This window comes from Nonomuraea sp. NPDC049129 (genome assembly GCF_040648495.1).
Lineage (GTDB): Bacteria > Actinomycetota > Actinomycetes > Streptosporangiales > Streptosporangiaceae > Nonomuraea.
Window position 1 is genome coordinate 363,312 of sequence record NZ_JBEZDU010000009.1, and the last position, 14,264, is coordinate 377,575.

Genomic DNA, 14,264 nt, shown 5'->3' on the forward strand with positions numbered 1-14,264 from the left:
TCTCGTGCTTCGATTCCTGACCCGCCGCGTCATCGGCGCCGCGGTCATCCTCGTGATCATCTCGGGGGTGACCTTCTTCCTGTTCTTCGTGATCCCCGCCGACCCGGCTCGGCTGGCGTGCGGCAAGGTCTGCCCGCCGGAGACGCTGGCGCAGGCCAGGCACAACCTGGGCCTCGACCAGCCGGTCGTGGTGCAGTTCGTGTCGTGGCTCGGGGGGATCTTCTTCGGCCGGAACTTCGAGGGCCTCGGCAACTGCCCCGCGCCCTGTCTCGGCTACTCCTTCGTCAACCGCGCCCCGGTCTTCGAGACCATCATCGACCGGCTGCCCGTCACCATCGCGCTGACGATCGGCGCCTCGGTGATCTTCCTGACGTTCGGCGTGGCGACCGGCATCCTCGCCGCGCTGCGCCAGGGCAAGCCGCTCGACAAGATCGCCAGCATCTCGTCGCTGGTCGGCGCCTCGATGCAGATCTACTTCGTCGGCACGCTGGCCATGTACTTCTTCGTCTACCAGGCGCACATCTTCCCGCAGCCCAAGTACATCCCGATCACCGAGGATCCGCTCGGCTGGTTCGGCGGGCTGCTGCTGCCCTGGATCGTGCTGGCGATCATCTTCACCGCCAACTACACCAGGATGACCCGCTCCACGATGGTGGAGAACCTGGCCGAGGACTACGTACGAACCGCCAGGGCCAAGGGCATGTCCGGCAGGAGCGTGGTGCTGCGCTTCGCCCTGCGCGGCACGCTGACCCCGATCATCACCATCTTCGGCGTGGACCTGGGCATGCTCATCGGCGGCGCGATCATCACCGAGACCACGTTCGGGCTGCAGGGGATCGGCCGCCTGTCGGTCCGCGCGGTCGACAACTCCGACCTGCCCACACTGATGGCCACCGTCCTGGTGGCAGCGGGCGCGATCGTGGTGATGAACATCGTCGTCGACGCCCTGTACGCCGTCATCGATCCCCGCGTGAGGCTGAGCTGATGTTCCTTGAGGTCAACGAGCTCACCGTCGACTTCCACACCGAGGACGGCGTGGTCCACGCGGTGGACCGGCTCTCCTTCCAGGTGGAGCAGGGGACCACGCTCGGCATCGTGGGAGAGTCGGGCTCGGGCAAGTCGGTGACGAACCTGGCCGTGCTCGGCCTGCACAACCCGGAGACGGCGAAGATCTCCGGCAGCATCACCTTCGACGGCCAGGAGCTGATCGGCGCGTCCAGGTCCACGATGGAGAAGCTGCGCGGCGACCGGATCGCGATGATCTTCCAGGACCCGCTGACGTCGCTGTCGCCGTTCCACACGATCGGCGCGCAGATCGCCGAGGTGTACCGCAAGCACAAGGGCGTCTCGCGGTCGTCCGCGCGGGACCGGGCGATCGAGATGCTGGACCGGGTCGGCATCCCGCAGCCGAAGGTCCGCGTCGACGACTACCCGCACCAGTTCTCCGGGGGCATGCGCCAGCGCGCGATGATCGCCATGGCGCTGGTCTGCGACCCCGGTCTGCTGATCGCCGACGAGCCGACGACCGCGCTCGACGTCACCGTACAGGCGCAGATCCTCGACCTGCTGAGCGAGCTGCAGGAGCAGTCGGGCACGGCGATCGTGCTGATCACCCACGACCTGGGCGTGGTGGCCAACACCGCGCACAACGTGCTGGTCATGTACGCGGGGCGGGCCGTGGAGCGGGGCACGATGCACGAGGTGCTGCGCGAGCCGCGCCATCCGTACACCTGGGGGCTGCTGGGCTCGATGCCCAGCCTGCGCCGCCCGGTGGACCTGCCGCTGGAGCCGGTGCGCGGCACCCCGCCCAGCCTGATCAACCTGCCGTCCGGCTGCGCGTTCCACCCGCGCTGCGACTACATGAAGCTGCTGGGCAAGGAGGTGTGCGCCGGTGACCGGCCCGAGCTGTCGCCCGAACACGGCCACGGCGACGCCTGCTTCCTGACGCTCAAACAGAAGGCGGAGCAGCTCAGGCGACCAGTTGAGGAGACGAAGTGACGGAGAAGCTGCTGGAGCTGTCCGGGGTGGTGAAGCACTTCCCCGTCAGAGGCGGCTTCCTGGTCAAGCACCAGGTCGGCGTGGTGCACGCGGTGGACGGCATCGACCTGACCGTGCACGCGGGCGAGACGCTCGGCCTGGTCGGCGAGTCGGGCTGCGGCAAGTCGACGACCGGACGGCTGGCGGCCCGGCTGCTGGAGCCGACCGGCGGCCGCATCACCTATGACGGCCGCGACATCACCCACGCGGGCCGCCGCGAGCTCAAGCCGATCAGGCCCGAGATCCAGATGGTCTTCCAGGACCCGTACTCCTCGCTGAACCCACGGCACACGGTCGGCTCGATCATCCGTGGCCCGATGGACATCAACGACATCAACCCGCCCGGCGGCCGGGAGGCCCGCGCCAGGGAGCTGCTGGAGATCGTCGGCCTGAACCCCGAGCACTACAACCGCTTCCCGCACGAGTTCTCCGGCGGCCAGCGGCAGCGCATCGGCGTCGCCAGGGCCCTGGCCCTGGAGCCCCGGCTGATCGTGGCCGACGAGCCGGTGTCCGCGCTGGACGTGTCGATCCAGGCCCAGGTGATCAACCTGCTGCAGCAGTTGCAGCGGGACATGGGGATCGCGTTCCTGTTCATCGCGCACGACCTGGCGGTGGTCCGGCACTTCTCGCAGCGGGTCGCGGTGATGTACCTGGGGAAGATCGTCGAGATCGCGGACCGGGAGTCGCTCTATGAGCGGCCGCGCCATCCGTACACGCACGCGCTCTTGTCGGCGGTGCCGGACGCGGACGTGGAGGGGCCGGCGCGGCAGCGGATCCGGTTGGCGGGGGACGTCCCGTCGCCGCTCAATCCGCCGTCGGGGTGCCGCTTCCGTACGCGGTGCTGGAAGGCGCAGGAGAAGTGCGCGGTGGAGGAGCCGCCGCTGACGCGACTGTCGGGCAACCACGAGGGCCACCTGACCGCCTGCCACTTCCCCGAGGCCCCCACCACACAGGGCGAGGACGTGGTGCTGGACCCGGCGCTGGCGTGATCACGCCGCTCTGATCGACCGTCCGGCCCGTCGTGCTTCTCGCGGCGGGCCGGACGTCTTTCACAACCGTTTTTCTGGTACGGCCTGAGCTTGTTCGGCCTGGAATCGAAGGGCGTCGACCGCCGCCGCCGGGTCCGAGGCACCATAGACGGCGCTGCCCGCCACGAAGACGTCCGCGCCGGCCACCACGCAGCGCTCGATGGTGTCCGCGTCCACGCCCCCGTCCACCTGGAGCCAGATCTGCCCGCCGTGCCGCTCGATCAGGGCGCGGGCCCGGCGGATCTTGGGCAGCACCATGTCGAGGAACTTCTGCCCCCCGAACCCCGGCTCGACCGTCATCAGCAGGAGCATGTCGACCTCACCCAGCAGATCCTCGTAGGGTTCGATCGCCGTGGCCGGGTTGAACGCGATGGCCGCCCGCGCGCCCAGCGACCGGATCTCGCGCAGCGTGCGCACCGGCGACTTCGCCGCCTCCACGTGGATCGTGACGCTGCCCGCGCCCGCCTCGGCGTAGGGCGGGGCCCAGCGGTCGGGGTCCTCGATCATGAGGTGGCAGTCGAGCGGCATCGAGGTCGCCTTGCGCAGCGCCTCGACCACGGGCAGCCCGAGGGTCAGGTTGGGCACGAAGTGGTTGTCCATGACATCCACGTGCAGCCAGTCGGCATTGGTGACGGCCGCGGCCTCGTCGGCGAGCCTGGCGAAGTCGGCGGACAGGATGCTGGGCGAGATCTGTAGGGCCATGATGGTCAGAGTCTATTGAACGGCGCTCACACCCGCAGCGGTGCGGGGCCTTCACCGGTTCCCGCGCCGCCTTCATGGGGCGTTCGCCGCTTCACGGACGGTTTCACAGGTGGGTTTCACTGACGGTCTCGTAGCCAGCGCAGCGAGGCCAGCCCCAGCGCGACCATCATGTCCACCAAGTGGCGATCGGCCCCCGCTCCCGCCGAGGCGGCGATCCGGAGCAGAAACCCGGAGTGCATCGCCAGCACCGCATCGATCTGAGCCGGATCGAGGTCGCGGGTCAGCGGATGCTCCTCGGCGAGCGACTGCGGATCCATCCCGCTGAGCGACACGCTTGCCAGCAGCGTCACCACGTCGCAGTGACCGGCCCCGACCCATGCGTGCGGCCAGTCGACGACGAAGACGCGCTCCGCGGTCAGCATGATGTTGAACGGATACAGGTCCCCATGCAGCAGCGTCTGACCAGCCAGAGCAGGTGCGGCGCCCTCCTCCATCGCGGCGAGTTCGTCGAGATGGCCGGCCGCCCACGGCGAAAGCGCACCGATCCTCCGCACGACGGCGCTCTCGACGCCGGCGGCGCCCTTCGCCAGTGCCGCCCAGCCACCCAGCCGCGGCCCACCCAGGAACGCCCCGCCCACCGGTGACGGAGTCAAGGCCCGCACCAGATCGGTGACAGCCGCCAGAACCCGCTCGAGTTCCGCACGCCGCCACGGCTGGGCGGGCAGCCGTCCCGGAATCTCCTCGAATATCAGCGCGACCCAGTCACCGTCGTCATAGGCGTCCAGCAACCGTGGCACCGGCACCGTCCGGGGAAGCCGCCGCGAGATCGCGATCTCCCTACGGTGGAAGGCCGCCACCGAGGGCGCCGTCGACGTACTCGCCGCCTTCACGAACGCGCCCCCGCCACCCGCCAGACGCACACGCGCGGCCAAGCCCTCGGAGAACCCGCCCGGCTGACTGACCGCGCCGACCACCCTGTCACCGAGCAGCCGCTCGATCCCCGCCGCCACCTCCTCGGGCACGGCCGCCCAGGCGATCCTCCTGCCGCCCGTAGCCCGCGGGAGCACACCCCACTCGCGCGCCATCGTGCTCCTTCCTGCTCTGGCCACCAGGGATCAGCGGTTGAGCAGCAGCCTCACAGCGGGCCGCTGTCGGGCGACTCGGCCGCGGCGAGGCGCAGGATCAGGTCGAGCAGGCCCGGGAAGCGGTCGCGTAGATCGTCGGAGCGCAGCCGGATCCGCCGATGTCGGCCGTCGACGGTCATGCTGATCAGCCCGGCCTCGCGCAGGATCCGCCAGTGGTTGGACAGCGTCGATATCGGCACATCCAACCCGTCGGCCAGAACGGCACAGGTCGACTCGGGATTGCCCCTGGCCCGCCGTACCAACTCCAGGCGTACCGGATCGCTGAGCGCGTGCAGCACTGGCGCGAGCGTCAGCGCCTCGCGCGCGGGCTGGGGTAGCGGTCGCATGCCTCGACGATACCCGATCGTTCGATAGTTCGGAATTATGGAACTATGGTGTGCGGGAGCATCCACCTCACGAGAGGAAACAGCGTTGACCGCACACGAAGACGCGACGACGGCTGGATCGAGCCGAGCGGCCTTGCTCACGGTGACCTGCCTGGGCCAGTTCATGGTGCTGCTCGACAGCACGATCGTCGGTGCGGCACTGCCCGACATGCAGCACCGGTTACACATCCAGTTGAGCGGTCTGCAATGGATCGTCGACGCCTACGTCCTGCTGGTCGCCATGCTGTTGCTGTCCGGCGGCGTCTTCGCCGACCGCTTCGGCCGCAAGCGGGTGTTCTTGGCCGGCGTCGCGGTGTTCACCGTCGCGTCCTTGCTGTGCGCCGTCGCGCCCTCGATCGGCTGGCTGATCACCGGCCGGGTGGTGCAGGGCATCGGGGCCGCGGCGCTGAGCCCCGCCTCGCTGGCCCTGCTCGCCGCCGCGTACCCCGTTCCGCAGGAACGCGTCAAAGCGATCGGGCTGTGGGCCGGATACAGCGGAATCGGCCTGGCCGCCGGTCCGCTGGCCGGTGGCATTCTGGTGGACTCCTTCGGCTGGCCCGCCATATTCCTCGTCAATCTGCCCATCGGCGCGGTCCTGCTGCTGGCCGGTCTGCGCATCCTGGGCGAGTCCCGCAATCCCGGCGCGCCGGCGATCGACATCCCGGGGACGGTCCTGTCCGTCCTGGGCGTGGGGGCGCTGACCTATGGGCTGATCGAGGGCGGTTCGCGTGGCTGGACCTCGCCGGTGATCCTGGGGAGCTTCGCCGCCGCGATGGTGCTGCTCGCCGTCTTCGTCGTCGTCGAAGGACGTGGTTCGACGCCGATGCTGCCGCTGCGGCTGTTCCAGCAGCGGCTGTTCACGGTGTCCAACACGGCGATGGTCGTGGTGGGGTTCGCGCTCATGGGTTCGGCCTTCTTCTTCTCCCAGTTCTTCGTGTACGTCCAGGGCAGTTCGATTCTGCGTGCCGGCCTGCAGACCCTGCCCGCCTCCCTGGCCATGGTGATCGTCAGCCCGTACGCGGGCCGGCTCGCCGCCAGATACGGCTTCCGGATCGTGGTCACCAGCGGCCTGGCCCTGGCCGGGCTGGGACTGCTGGCGCTGGGCCTCGTACACGCGGACACCGGCTACGGGAACGTGTGGTGGCGGCTGGCGATCGTCGGCATCGGTTTCGCTCTGACCATGTCCCCGCTGACCGGCGCCGCCATCCAGGCGGTCAGCCCGCAGGAGGGCGGCCTCGCTTCGGGCATCAGCAGCACCACCCGGCAGATCGGCGCGGTACTCGGCGTGGCGGTGCTCGGAGCCATCGTCCGTACCCGGGAATCCGGTGGCGCCTCCTTCGAGGCCGGCCTCAACAGCGCCTTCATCGCGGCCGGCGCCGTCACCTTGGCCGGCGCCGTGTTCACGGGCCTGTGGCTGGCGAGGTCCAAGCCCGCGGAAGTCTCGGCGCCGCGGGCACAACCCACCGACTCACCCACGGCCACGACACCCTCCTGACCCGCCATCTCGATCGCGCCTGTGTCCACGCCCGGATGGCGGCGGTATGCCTGACGTGCGGCAATCAGTTGAGCATGCAGTTCCCCGAAGCCCTGCGGCACAGGATGAGTCGCGGGCTACGCTCACCGCATGACCGCTCTCCAGCACCGCGCGCAACTTGCCGACCGCGTCCAACGGCTCGAAGCGGCCGCTTTCACGCTCGGCTTCGACCTGGGGGAGACATCAAGGACGCGGTGGACCAACTCCCGCACACGATCCGCCAGGAGATCCTCGGATACATCGAGCCGGTCTTCGAGAAAATCATGGCGGGCAACGCTTCGCCGGCCGTGAAGGAGCAGTTGGACCAGCTTGAGCGGCGCCTGAAAGACCTGATCGAAGCGCGCTTCGGTCAGGTTGACGCCAAACTGGACCAACTCCTGATGGCTCTACCGCAAACGCCTCCGCGCTAAGCCCAGGCTGGTGGGATGCGGGTCAGCTGTAGCGTTCGCGGCGAATCCGGGCATGAACTTCTGCATCGCACGATCTCAGCTTTTGGCCGGGTTACCGGGGCGGAAGAGAGCGGCCACCAGCGCCGCTACCGCGAGGCTGGTCACGGCGCCTACGAGCACCGCCAGATGCATGCCGTTCAGGACGCCGTCGACGTTCGCCTCGACGCCGGTGACCGTGCCGGCGCCGTAGAGCGCGACGGCGGCCAGCGCGGGAGTGCCGAGGGTCAGGGCGATCTGCTGGCTCATGGTGCTCAAACCGGTGGCCAGGCCCTGCTCCTCGTCAGGCAGGCCGGAGGTGGCGATGACCGTGTAGGAGACCAGGCCCATGGCATGGCCGAAGAACGCGACCGCGACGGCGGCGAGGACGATGTAGATGCCCGCGGCGCCTTCGCCCACGGTCAGCAGCCCCAGGAGGCCCAGCCCCTGGACCGCCAGGGCGATGACGAGGGTCCGCTTGCCGCCGATGGCGCCGATCACCCGGGGGGCGAGGAGCCCGCCCGCGATGGCCGCGATGCTGGACCCGCCGAACGCCAGGCCGGAGGCGAGCGGCTGGTAGTCGAGGACGTCCTGCAGATAGAGCGTCATCTGGAAGACGACCGCGCTGGGCATGCTGATGACGATGATCCCGGCGAAGTTGCCCCAGCGGACAGTGGGCCTCTTGAGCACACTGACCGGTGCCAGCGGGTGCGGGCTGCGTAGTTCGATGAACCAGAACGCGACCAGCAGGAGCGCGGCGAGGATCAGGCAGCCGATGACGACGGGATCGCCCCAGCCGTTCCGCTCGGTCGCGGAGATGCCGTAGACCAGGCTCACCAGGCCGCCGGTGACCGCGACCGCGCCGGGAATGTCGAGGCGGCGGCGAATCCGCTCGCCGGTGTCGCTCAGCACGCGCGGGGCGATGAGCACGATGAGCGCGACGACCGGCAGGTTGATCAGGAAGGCCCAGCGCCAGCTCAGCAGCTCGGTCAGCACGCCGCCGAGCACCGACCCGAGCGCGAAGCCGCCGGTCAGCAGGGTGCCGTTGAGCCCGAGGGCGCGCCGGCGGAGCGGGCCTTCCGGGAAGGACGTGGTGAGCAGCGACATCGCGGCGGGTGTCGCCATCGCGGTGGCCAGCCCCTGCCCGATACGCCCGGCCAGGAGCATGCCCGGCGACTGCGCCAGGCCGCCGACCAGCGATGCCACGCCGAGGAGCAGCATTCCCGCCAGGAAGAGGTTGCGCCGGCCGAACAGGTCGGCGACGCGGCCGAACAGCAGGGTGCAGCCCGCGGCGGGCAGCATGAACCCCGTGACGATCCATTGCAGGTTGCTCAGCTCGAAGCCCAGCTCGGAGCCGATCGTCGGCACGGCGATGTTGAGTACCGAGAAGTCGACCGCGAGCATGAACTGGGCGCCGAGCAGGAGAACCAGGATCAACTTGTGCCGGGACGTCATCTGGTTCTCGATGGGTTCGTCCCGCGCCTGCTTGCCCGGATCGAGCGTGGAGTCGAGCTCCGTCATGCTGTTCCTCTCGCCTGATGCTCTCGTACGTCGGAGTGCTCGATCACGGGTTCGCGAGGGTCGATCGCGGCCCGTGAGCGAGCCAACAGCAAGAGGAACACCGGCGAGCCGCAGCGGGTTGCAGGAATCAGCCGAGCGGGACGTCTGACGAGCGGGAGGGGATGGCGTCGAGTGTGCCGAGCATGTCGCGGTCGAAGGTGATCGTACCGGCGGCGATGTTCTCGTCGAGGTGCTCGATGCTGGCGGTACCGGGGATGAGCAGGACGTGGGGCGCGTGGTGCAGCAGCCAGGCGAGGCCGACCTGTACGGGCGTGCGGCCGAGGGACGTCGCGGCAGCGTGGACGGCCGCTTCGTCGGTCACCTTCGGCATCTGGGGGAAGGCGCCGCCGAGGGGGAAGAACGGCACCCAGGCGATGCCCTCGGTCCGGCACAGTTCGAGCACGGCTTCGTCGTCGCGGGTGACGAGGCTGTAGGCGTTCTGCACACAGGCGATGCCGGCGGGGATCGCTCGGCGCAGCCCGTCGAGGGTGACACTGCCCAGCCCGATCGCGCCGATCTTGCCCTCGTCGCGCATCGCCGTCATCACGGCGAGCTGGTCGTCGATGTCGACCACCTGATCGCCCGTGGCCCGCACTCCGGGACCGGAGTCGGGACGGCGCAGGTTCACGACCGGGATCTGCTCCAGGCCGAGGCTGATGAGGTTGTCCTCGACGCTGGCGCGGAGTTCTTCGGGCCGCTGTGCGAGCCGCAGCGGGATCGGACCGTCGGGGTCGGGGGTGGCGCCGACCTTGCTGACGACCATGACGTCGTCCTCCGGCCGGATCGCCTCGCGGAGGAGCCCGTTGACGAAGCCGTTGCCGTAGAACTGGGCGGTGTCGATGTGGTCGACGCCGGAGTCGATCGCCCGGCGCAGGACCGCCAGGGCCGCGTCACGGTCGTCGTGCAGGCGGCTGAGCTGCATGGCGCCATATCCGATGCGGGACACGGTACGCCCGGCGAACTGAGCGGTGCCGCCGGGCCGAGGAACATTGACCGGCTCATCGGAAAGGGTGTTGCTGGAGGTCATGATAATCCCATCCAGGTAAGATGCCAGAGATAACGGAGGAACCTCCGCTATCTCTGACCGACTATAGAGCAATATCGGAGGTACCTCCACTTTGACTTCGCCCGAACCGGCGTCCGCCGAAACCGCCGCAGGACAGCCGGCCACGACACAGCGCCCGCTCCGCGCCCACGCCCAGCGCAACCGGGACAACCTCATCGCCGTCGCCCGGACCGCCTTCGCGGCCGCCGACGACACCGTCCCGCTCGAAAGCATCGCCCGTGAGGCGGGCGTCGGGATCGGCACCCTCTATCGCCATTTCCCCACCCGCGAAGCACTCGTGGAGGCGGTCTACGCCGCCGAACTCGACAACATCACGACGAGCGCCCCGGCGCTGCTCGAACAACTCCCGCCGCAGCTCGCGCTGCGCGCCTGGCTGGAGCGCTACGCGGCGTTCGCCGCGATGAAACGCGGCATGGCCGACGCACTGCGCGCCGGGCAGGCCTCAGGCCGCATCCCGACAGCCACCACCAGGGAACGCATCACCGCCGCGATCACGGCGATCCTCGCCAAGGGAGCCGACACGGGCTCACTCCGTGCGGACGTCGACCCCGACGACGTCGCCACGATGCTCTTGGGCATCTTTCTCGCCACAGCGGCCCGCGATACCCCCGAGCAGACCGGCCGGCTCCTCGACCTGCTCGTTGACGCCCTACTCCCCAATCCAGGCCGCTAGCGGGGGTGCGGGGCAGCCCGAAGGATCATTTCGTGTCCCAGACGCACCAACGCATGACAACTCTCGTCTCCGAAGCCGGCTACCGCAGCGACGAACCGATCGTGGTCGGGATGCGGCAAGGCGGCGCGCCACCCGTACTCCTCGCCCAAGGGCTGTCAGTGACCGCCGCGACGCTCGCCTACGCGGCGTCACTGTCGAAGCAGATGACCGCGGCCTGCGTGGCGCTGCTGGCCCAAGATGGCGTACTGGACATGGAATCGACTCTGTCACGGTGGCTGCCCCAGCTACCGGCGTGGGCCGGCACCATCCGGCTCCGGCACCTCGTCCATCACACAGCCGCCCTTCCCCCCGACTCCGAGATCGATGCCATCATCTCCGGCGACGCCGACCGGACCTCCCCGGGCATCATCCAAGCGCTCGCCCAGTTACCCGACCTGGACCACCGGCCGGGCGCCGAACACCGCTATTCCAACGCCGGATACGTCTGCCTGGCCGCGGTGGTGGAACGAGCGGCGGACACGCCGCTGCCCGACTTCGCCGAGCGCCACCTCTTCGTCCCGCTGGCGATGGCGGGCACCCGGTACTGGCCCGGGCCTGACCCGACACCCCCGGGCGCCGCGCCGCTTGCCCGCCTTCATCCCGCCCCGCTGTCCCTGGGTGACGGCGGGGTATGGACGATTCTCAGCGATCTGCTGCGCTGGGGCCAGGCGCTCAACGCCGATGAACTCGGCATCTCGGAGCTCATGCAGACTCCTGGACGCCTCGACGACGGAACGCCGATCGACTACGCCTGGGGCATCGGCGTCCGATCCCACGCCGGGCACCGCGTCTATCGGCACGGAGGAGGCTGGACAGGCCTGCGTGCCCTACACGCCCGAGTACCCGACCTGGACCTGAGCGTGGCTCTCCTTGCGCTCAACGACCACACCGAACGCCGAGTCCCGCTCCTCAACGGCCTTCTCGATGCGGTGACCAATCCCAGCTTCCGGTCGAAGGACGAGCAGAGCTGATTCCCGGCGCCCATCACGCCGGGAACGCGAACATGATCCGCTCAGAGCGGGCGCTTGCGGAGGAGGGCGAGGAACATCGCGTCGGTGCCGTGGCGGTGCGGCCAGAACTGCGCGTGCGGGCCGTCGCCCAGCCCGTCGATCTCCGGCAGGTAGTCGCGCGCGTCGAGCTGCTCCACGTCGCCGCGCCGACCGGCGACGTCACCGACGACGACCCGGGTCTCGGCCAGGTGCGGCGAACAGGTGACGTAGGCGACCACCCCGCCGGGCCGTACGGCCTCGAGTGCGGCGTCGAGCAGGCGCCGCTGCAACCGGCCCAGCTCGGCGATGTCCGCGGGATCCCGCCGCCACCTCGCCTCGGGGCGACGGCGCAGCGCTCCGAGCCCGGTGCAGGGCGCGTCCAGCATGATCCGGTCGAACGCACCCGGCCGCCAGGCCGGCTCGGTCCCATCGGCGGTGACCACGGCGGCGTCCCGAGTGGTCTGCCAGACCAGCCGCGCCCGGTGATACTGCACGTCGGCGGCCAGCAGCCGGGCCCCACCCGGATGGGCCACCGCCCGAACCCCGGACCCCACACGATCGGGCCGACCCGACCGGTCATCCCGACCGCCCCAGTCATTCCGGTCCCGGTCTTCCCGGTAGCGGTCGTCGGAGGCCGCGAGGTCGCCGTAGGTGGCGATGGCGTCGAGGAGGCCCGCCTTGCCGCCCGGCCCTGCGCACATGTCGAGCCACAGCTCGTCGCGCCCGTCGAGCGGCACGCGGGTCAGAGCGAGCGCCACGAGCTGGCTGGCCTCGTCCTGGACTGCCGCGCGGGTCTCGGCGACTGCCGGGATCCTGCCCGGGTCGCCCTCCGGCAGATAGGCGGCGTACGGCGAGTAGCGGCCCGGATCGGCGCCGCTGTCGGTCAGCTCCTCGACCGAGCTGCGGCCGGGCCGGGCGACCAGCGTCACCAGCGGCCGCGCGTTGTCGGCGGCCAGCAGATCGGCGACCTCGTCGGCCCGGCCGCCCAGAGCGTCGCGGAACGCGCTCACGATCCACCGCGGATGGCTGTAGGCCACCGACAGATGCCCGGCCGGGTCGTGGGCCTCGTCGGGGGCCACGATCGGGACCCACTCCTCGATGGTCCGTGACCCGATCTTGCGCAGCACGGCGTTGACGAACTTGGCGGCGCCCGCCCCGATGCGCAGCCGTACGAGATCGACGGTCGTGCCGACGGCGGCGTGCGGGGGAACGCGCATCTTGAGCAGCTGGTGGGCGCCGAGCCGCAGGGCGTCGCGCACGTCGGAGTCGGGCGCCCGGTCGACGCACATCTCGATGATCGCGTCGTACGTCCCGAGCCCGCGCAGCGTCCCGTAGGCCAGCTCGGTCGCCAGCGCCGCGTCACGCCCCTTCACCCCGCGCTCGCGCAGCAGGCGTGGCATCAGCAGGTTGGCGTACGCGTCACGCTCGTCGACGGCCCGCATGACGTCGAAGGCGGCATTGCGCGCCTGGTCACGCGCGGGACCCCGCGACCGGCCCCGGCCACCGCCACGACCCCCGCCCTGACCGCCCCGGCCACTACCTTGACCGGCCTGCCCGCCGCCCTCACCCGCACGACCGTCACCACGCCCGGCCTGACCGCCCCGGCCACCACCACGCCCGGCCTGGCCACCGGCTCGGCTGCCGCCTTGACCACCCCGGCCGCTGGCCTGACCGCCTTGGCCGCCTTGACCGGCCCGGCCGCCGCTGCCATGTCCGGTCCCGGTCGGCCGTCCGTCGTTCTGGCGGCGCGGGCCCTGTCCCATATCGTTTCTCACTCGAACCTGTCGTCGCTCTCAGGACGCACACCGCGCGCCCACTCCCCCGCGCTCATCAGCCGCTTGCCCTGCGGCTGGAGCTCGCCCAGCTCGACCGGGTGGGTCGCGGTGCCGACCAGCACGGTGTTCTTGGTGGCGGCGATGGCGCCGGGCGGCAGCGGCTCGGCCGTGGGGGCGAGCCGGACCGGGCCGAGCTTCAGCCGGTGGCCGCGGAACTCGCTCCAGGCGCCCGGGTTGGGGGTGCAGGCCCGGATCAGGCGGTCGACGCGCATGGCGGGCGCGGACCAGTCGACCCGGGCGTCGGTCACGTTGATCTTGGGCGCGATGCTGATCCCGTCGGCCGGCTGGGGAACCGCCTGCAGCTTGCCGTCGGCCACCCCGTCGAGCGTGGCCGACAGCAGCTCGGCGCCCGAGACCGACAGGCGTTCGAGCAGGGCGCCGCTGGTGTCGTCGGGGCGGATCTCCTCGGTGACGACGCCGAAGACCGCCCCGGCGTCGAGCTCCTTGACGATCTGGAACGTCGAAGCGCCGGTGATCTCGTCACCGTGCAGGATCGCGCGCTGGACGGGCGCGGCGCCCCGCCAGGCGGGCAGGATCGAGAAGTGCAGGTTGATCCAGCCGAGCGGCGGCACGTCGAGCGCGGACTGCGGCAGCAGCGCCCCGTAAGCGACCACGGGGCAGCAGTCGGGCTCCAGCCCGCGCAGCCGGTCGAGGAACTCCGGGTCGCCGGCCTTGACCGGGCGCAGCACCTCGATGCCCGCCTCCTCGGCCAGCTCGGCCACCGGCGACGGGTGCACCTTGCGACCGCGCCCCGACTGGGCGTCGGGCCGGGTGACGACCGCGACGACCTCGTGCCGCGGCGAGTCGATCAGTGCGCGTAGTGACGGCAGTGCCGTCTCGGGCGTGCCCGCGAAGACCAGGCGCAT

General features: G+C 70.4%; 15 protein-coding genes. 7 read left to right on the forward strand and 8 right to left on the reverse strand.

The features are described from left to right. The first annotated feature begins 4 nt into the window (after positions 1-4). Genes AB0B64_RS29395 through AB0B64_RS29405 form a run of 3 tightly spaced genes read left to right on the forward strand, consistent with a single transcriptional unit; the run spans position 5 to position 3,026 of the window. Entirely contained in the window at positions 5-985 is a 981-nt protein-coding gene (locus AB0B64_RS29395) for an ABC transporter permease (RefSeq protein ID WP_357945321.1), read from the forward strand. Continuing rightward, positions 985-1,998 carry an ABC transporter ATP-binding protein gene (locus tag AB0B64_RS29400; RefSeq protein ID WP_357945318.1) on the forward strand — a complete coding sequence of 338 codons (1,014 nt, stop codon included), beginning with the start codon at positions 985-987 and terminating at the stop codon, positions 1,996-1,998. Before AB0B64_RS29395 ends, AB0B64_RS29400 begins: the two co-directional genes overlap by 1 nt. Beyond that, entirely contained in the window at positions 1,995-3,026 is a 1,032-nt protein-coding gene (locus tag AB0B64_RS29405; protein ID WP_357945315.1) for a dipeptide ABC transporter ATP-binding protein, read from the forward strand. Before AB0B64_RS29400 ends, AB0B64_RS29405 begins: the two co-directional genes overlap by 4 nt. 60 nt (positions 3,027-3,086) lie before the next feature. Here the strand turns inward: AB0B64_RS29405 and rpe are convergent, their stop codons facing one another. The 3 genes from rpe to AB0B64_RS29420 form a co-directional block, all read right to left on the reverse strand. After that, on the reverse strand, positions 3,087-3,767 hold the full coding sequence (rpe, locus tag AB0B64_RS29410) for a ribulose-phosphate 3-epimerase (protein ID WP_357945312.1): 681 nt from the start codon (positions 3,765-3,767) through the stop codon (positions 3,087-3,089). 116 nt (positions 3,768-3,883) lie between these two features. Next, positions 3,884-4,852, reverse strand: coding sequence for an aminoglycoside phosphotransferase family protein (locus AB0B64_RS29415; protein ID WP_358181129.1), 969 nt, complete (start codon positions 4,850-4,852; stop codon positions 3,884-3,886). 50 nt (positions 4,853-4,902) lie between these two features. Further along, the gene (locus AB0B64_RS29420; RefSeq protein ID WP_358181132.1) at positions 4,903-5,238 is read right to left on the reverse strand and encodes a helix-turn-helix domain-containing protein; all 336 of its coding nucleotides are present in this window, start codon (positions 5,236-5,238) and stop codon (positions 4,903-4,905) included. Positions 5,239-5,323: 85 nt separating this feature from the next. Here AB0B64_RS29420 and AB0B64_RS29425 point away from each other — a divergent pair, with 85 nt between their 5' ends. Continuing rightward, on the forward strand, positions 5,324-6,772 hold the full coding sequence (locus AB0B64_RS29425; RefSeq protein ID WP_358181135.1) for an MFS transporter: 1,449 nt from the start codon (positions 5,324-5,326) through the stop codon (positions 6,770-6,772). A 233-nt stretch (positions 6,773-7,005) separates the two neighbouring features. Next, on the forward strand, positions 7,006-7,221 hold the full coding sequence (locus AB0B64_RS29430) for a hypothetical protein (protein WP_358181138.1): 216 nt from the start codon (positions 7,006-7,008) through the stop codon (positions 7,219-7,221). A gap of 75 nt (positions 7,222-7,296) precedes the next feature. On the opposite strand, the gene AB0B64_RS29435 is transcribed toward AB0B64_RS29430, so the two are convergent. Continuing rightward, entirely contained in the window at positions 7,297-8,757 is a 1,461-nt protein-coding gene (locus AB0B64_RS29435) for an MFS transporter (RefSeq protein WP_357945298.1), read from the reverse strand. Between the two features lie 127 nt (positions 8,758-8,884). Continuing rightward, positions 8,885-9,823 carry an aldo/keto reductase gene (locus AB0B64_RS29440; protein ID WP_357945295.1) on the reverse strand — a complete coding sequence of 313 codons (939 nt, stop codon included), beginning with the start codon at positions 9,821-9,823 and terminating at the stop codon, positions 8,885-8,887. A 91-nt stretch (positions 9,824-9,914) separates the two neighbouring features. Between AB0B64_RS29440 and AB0B64_RS29445 the strand changes: the two genes are divergently transcribed. Continuing rightward, positions 9,915-10,535, forward strand: a complete 621-nt coding sequence (locus tag AB0B64_RS29445) for a TetR/AcrR family transcriptional regulator (protein WP_357945292.1) — start codon at positions 9,915-9,917, stop codon at positions 10,533-10,535. A gap of 32 nt (positions 10,536-10,567) precedes the next feature. Next, positions 10,568-11,545: a serine hydrolase domain-containing protein gene (locus AB0B64_RS29450; protein ID WP_358181141.1), complete on the forward strand. Its 978-nt coding sequence runs from the start codon at positions 10,568-10,570 to the stop codon at positions 11,543-11,545. Positions 11,546-11,586: 41 nt separating this feature from the next. Here the strand turns inward: AB0B64_RS29450 and AB0B64_RS29455 are convergent, their stop codons facing one another. The 3 genes from AB0B64_RS29455 to fmt are packed head-to-tail and all read right to left on the reverse strand — an operon-like array spanning position 11,587 to position 14,264. Further along, positions 11,587-13,005, reverse strand: a complete 1,419-nt coding sequence (locus AB0B64_RS29455) for an RsmB/NOP family class I SAM-dependent RNA methyltransferase (protein ID WP_358181143.1) — start codon at positions 13,003-13,005, stop codon at positions 11,587-11,589. Next, positions 12,963-13,274 carry a hypothetical protein gene (locus AB0B64_RS29460; RefSeq protein WP_358181146.1) on the reverse strand — a complete coding sequence of 104 codons (312 nt, stop codon included), beginning with the start codon at positions 13,272-13,274 and terminating at the stop codon, positions 12,963-12,965. The genes AB0B64_RS29455 and AB0B64_RS29460 overlap by 43 nt, the downstream gene beginning before the upstream one ends. 60 nt (positions 13,275-13,334) lie before the next feature. Beyond that, complete coding sequence (gene fmt / locus AB0B64_RS29465; protein ID WP_358181149.1) at positions 13,335-14,264, reverse strand: methionyl-tRNA formyltransferase; 930 nt, start codon at positions 14,262-14,264, stop codon at positions 13,335-13,337.

Coding starts and splice junctions, on each gene's coding strand:
- AB0B64_RS29400 (WP_357945318.1), top strand. CDS start 985: ATGTTCCTTGAGGTCAACGAGCTCACCGTCGACTTCCACACCGAGGAC.
- rpe (WP_357945312.1), bottom strand. CDS start 3,767: ATGGCCCTACAGATCTCGCCCAGCATCCTGTCCGCCGACTTCGCCAGG.
- AB0B64_RS29415 (WP_358181129.1), bottom strand. CDS start 4,852: ATGGCGCGCGAGTGGGGTGTGCTCCCGCGGGCTACGGGCGGCAGGAGG.
- AB0B64_RS29420 (WP_358181132.1), bottom strand. CDS start 5,238: ATGCGACCGCTACCCCAGCCCGCGCGCGAGGCGCTGACGCTCGCGCCA.
- AB0B64_RS29435 (WP_357945298.1), bottom strand. CDS start 8,757: ATGACGGAGCTCGACTCCACGCTCGATCCGGGCAAGCAGGCGCGGGAC.
- AB0B64_RS29440 (WP_357945295.1), bottom strand. CDS start 9,823: ATGACCTCCAGCAACACCCTTTCCGATGAGCCGGTCAATGTTCCTCGG.
- AB0B64_RS29455 (WP_358181143.1), bottom strand. CDS start 13,005: ATGCGGGCCGTCGACGAGCGTGACGCGTACGCCAACCTGCTGATGCCA.
- AB0B64_RS29460 (WP_358181146.1), bottom strand. CDS start 13,274: ATGGCAGCGGCGGCCGGGCCGGTCAAGGCGGCCAAGGCGGTCAGGCCA.
- fmt (WP_358181149.1), bottom strand. CDS start 14,264: ATGCGCCTGGTCTTCGCGGGCACGCCCGAGACGGCACTGCCGTCACTA.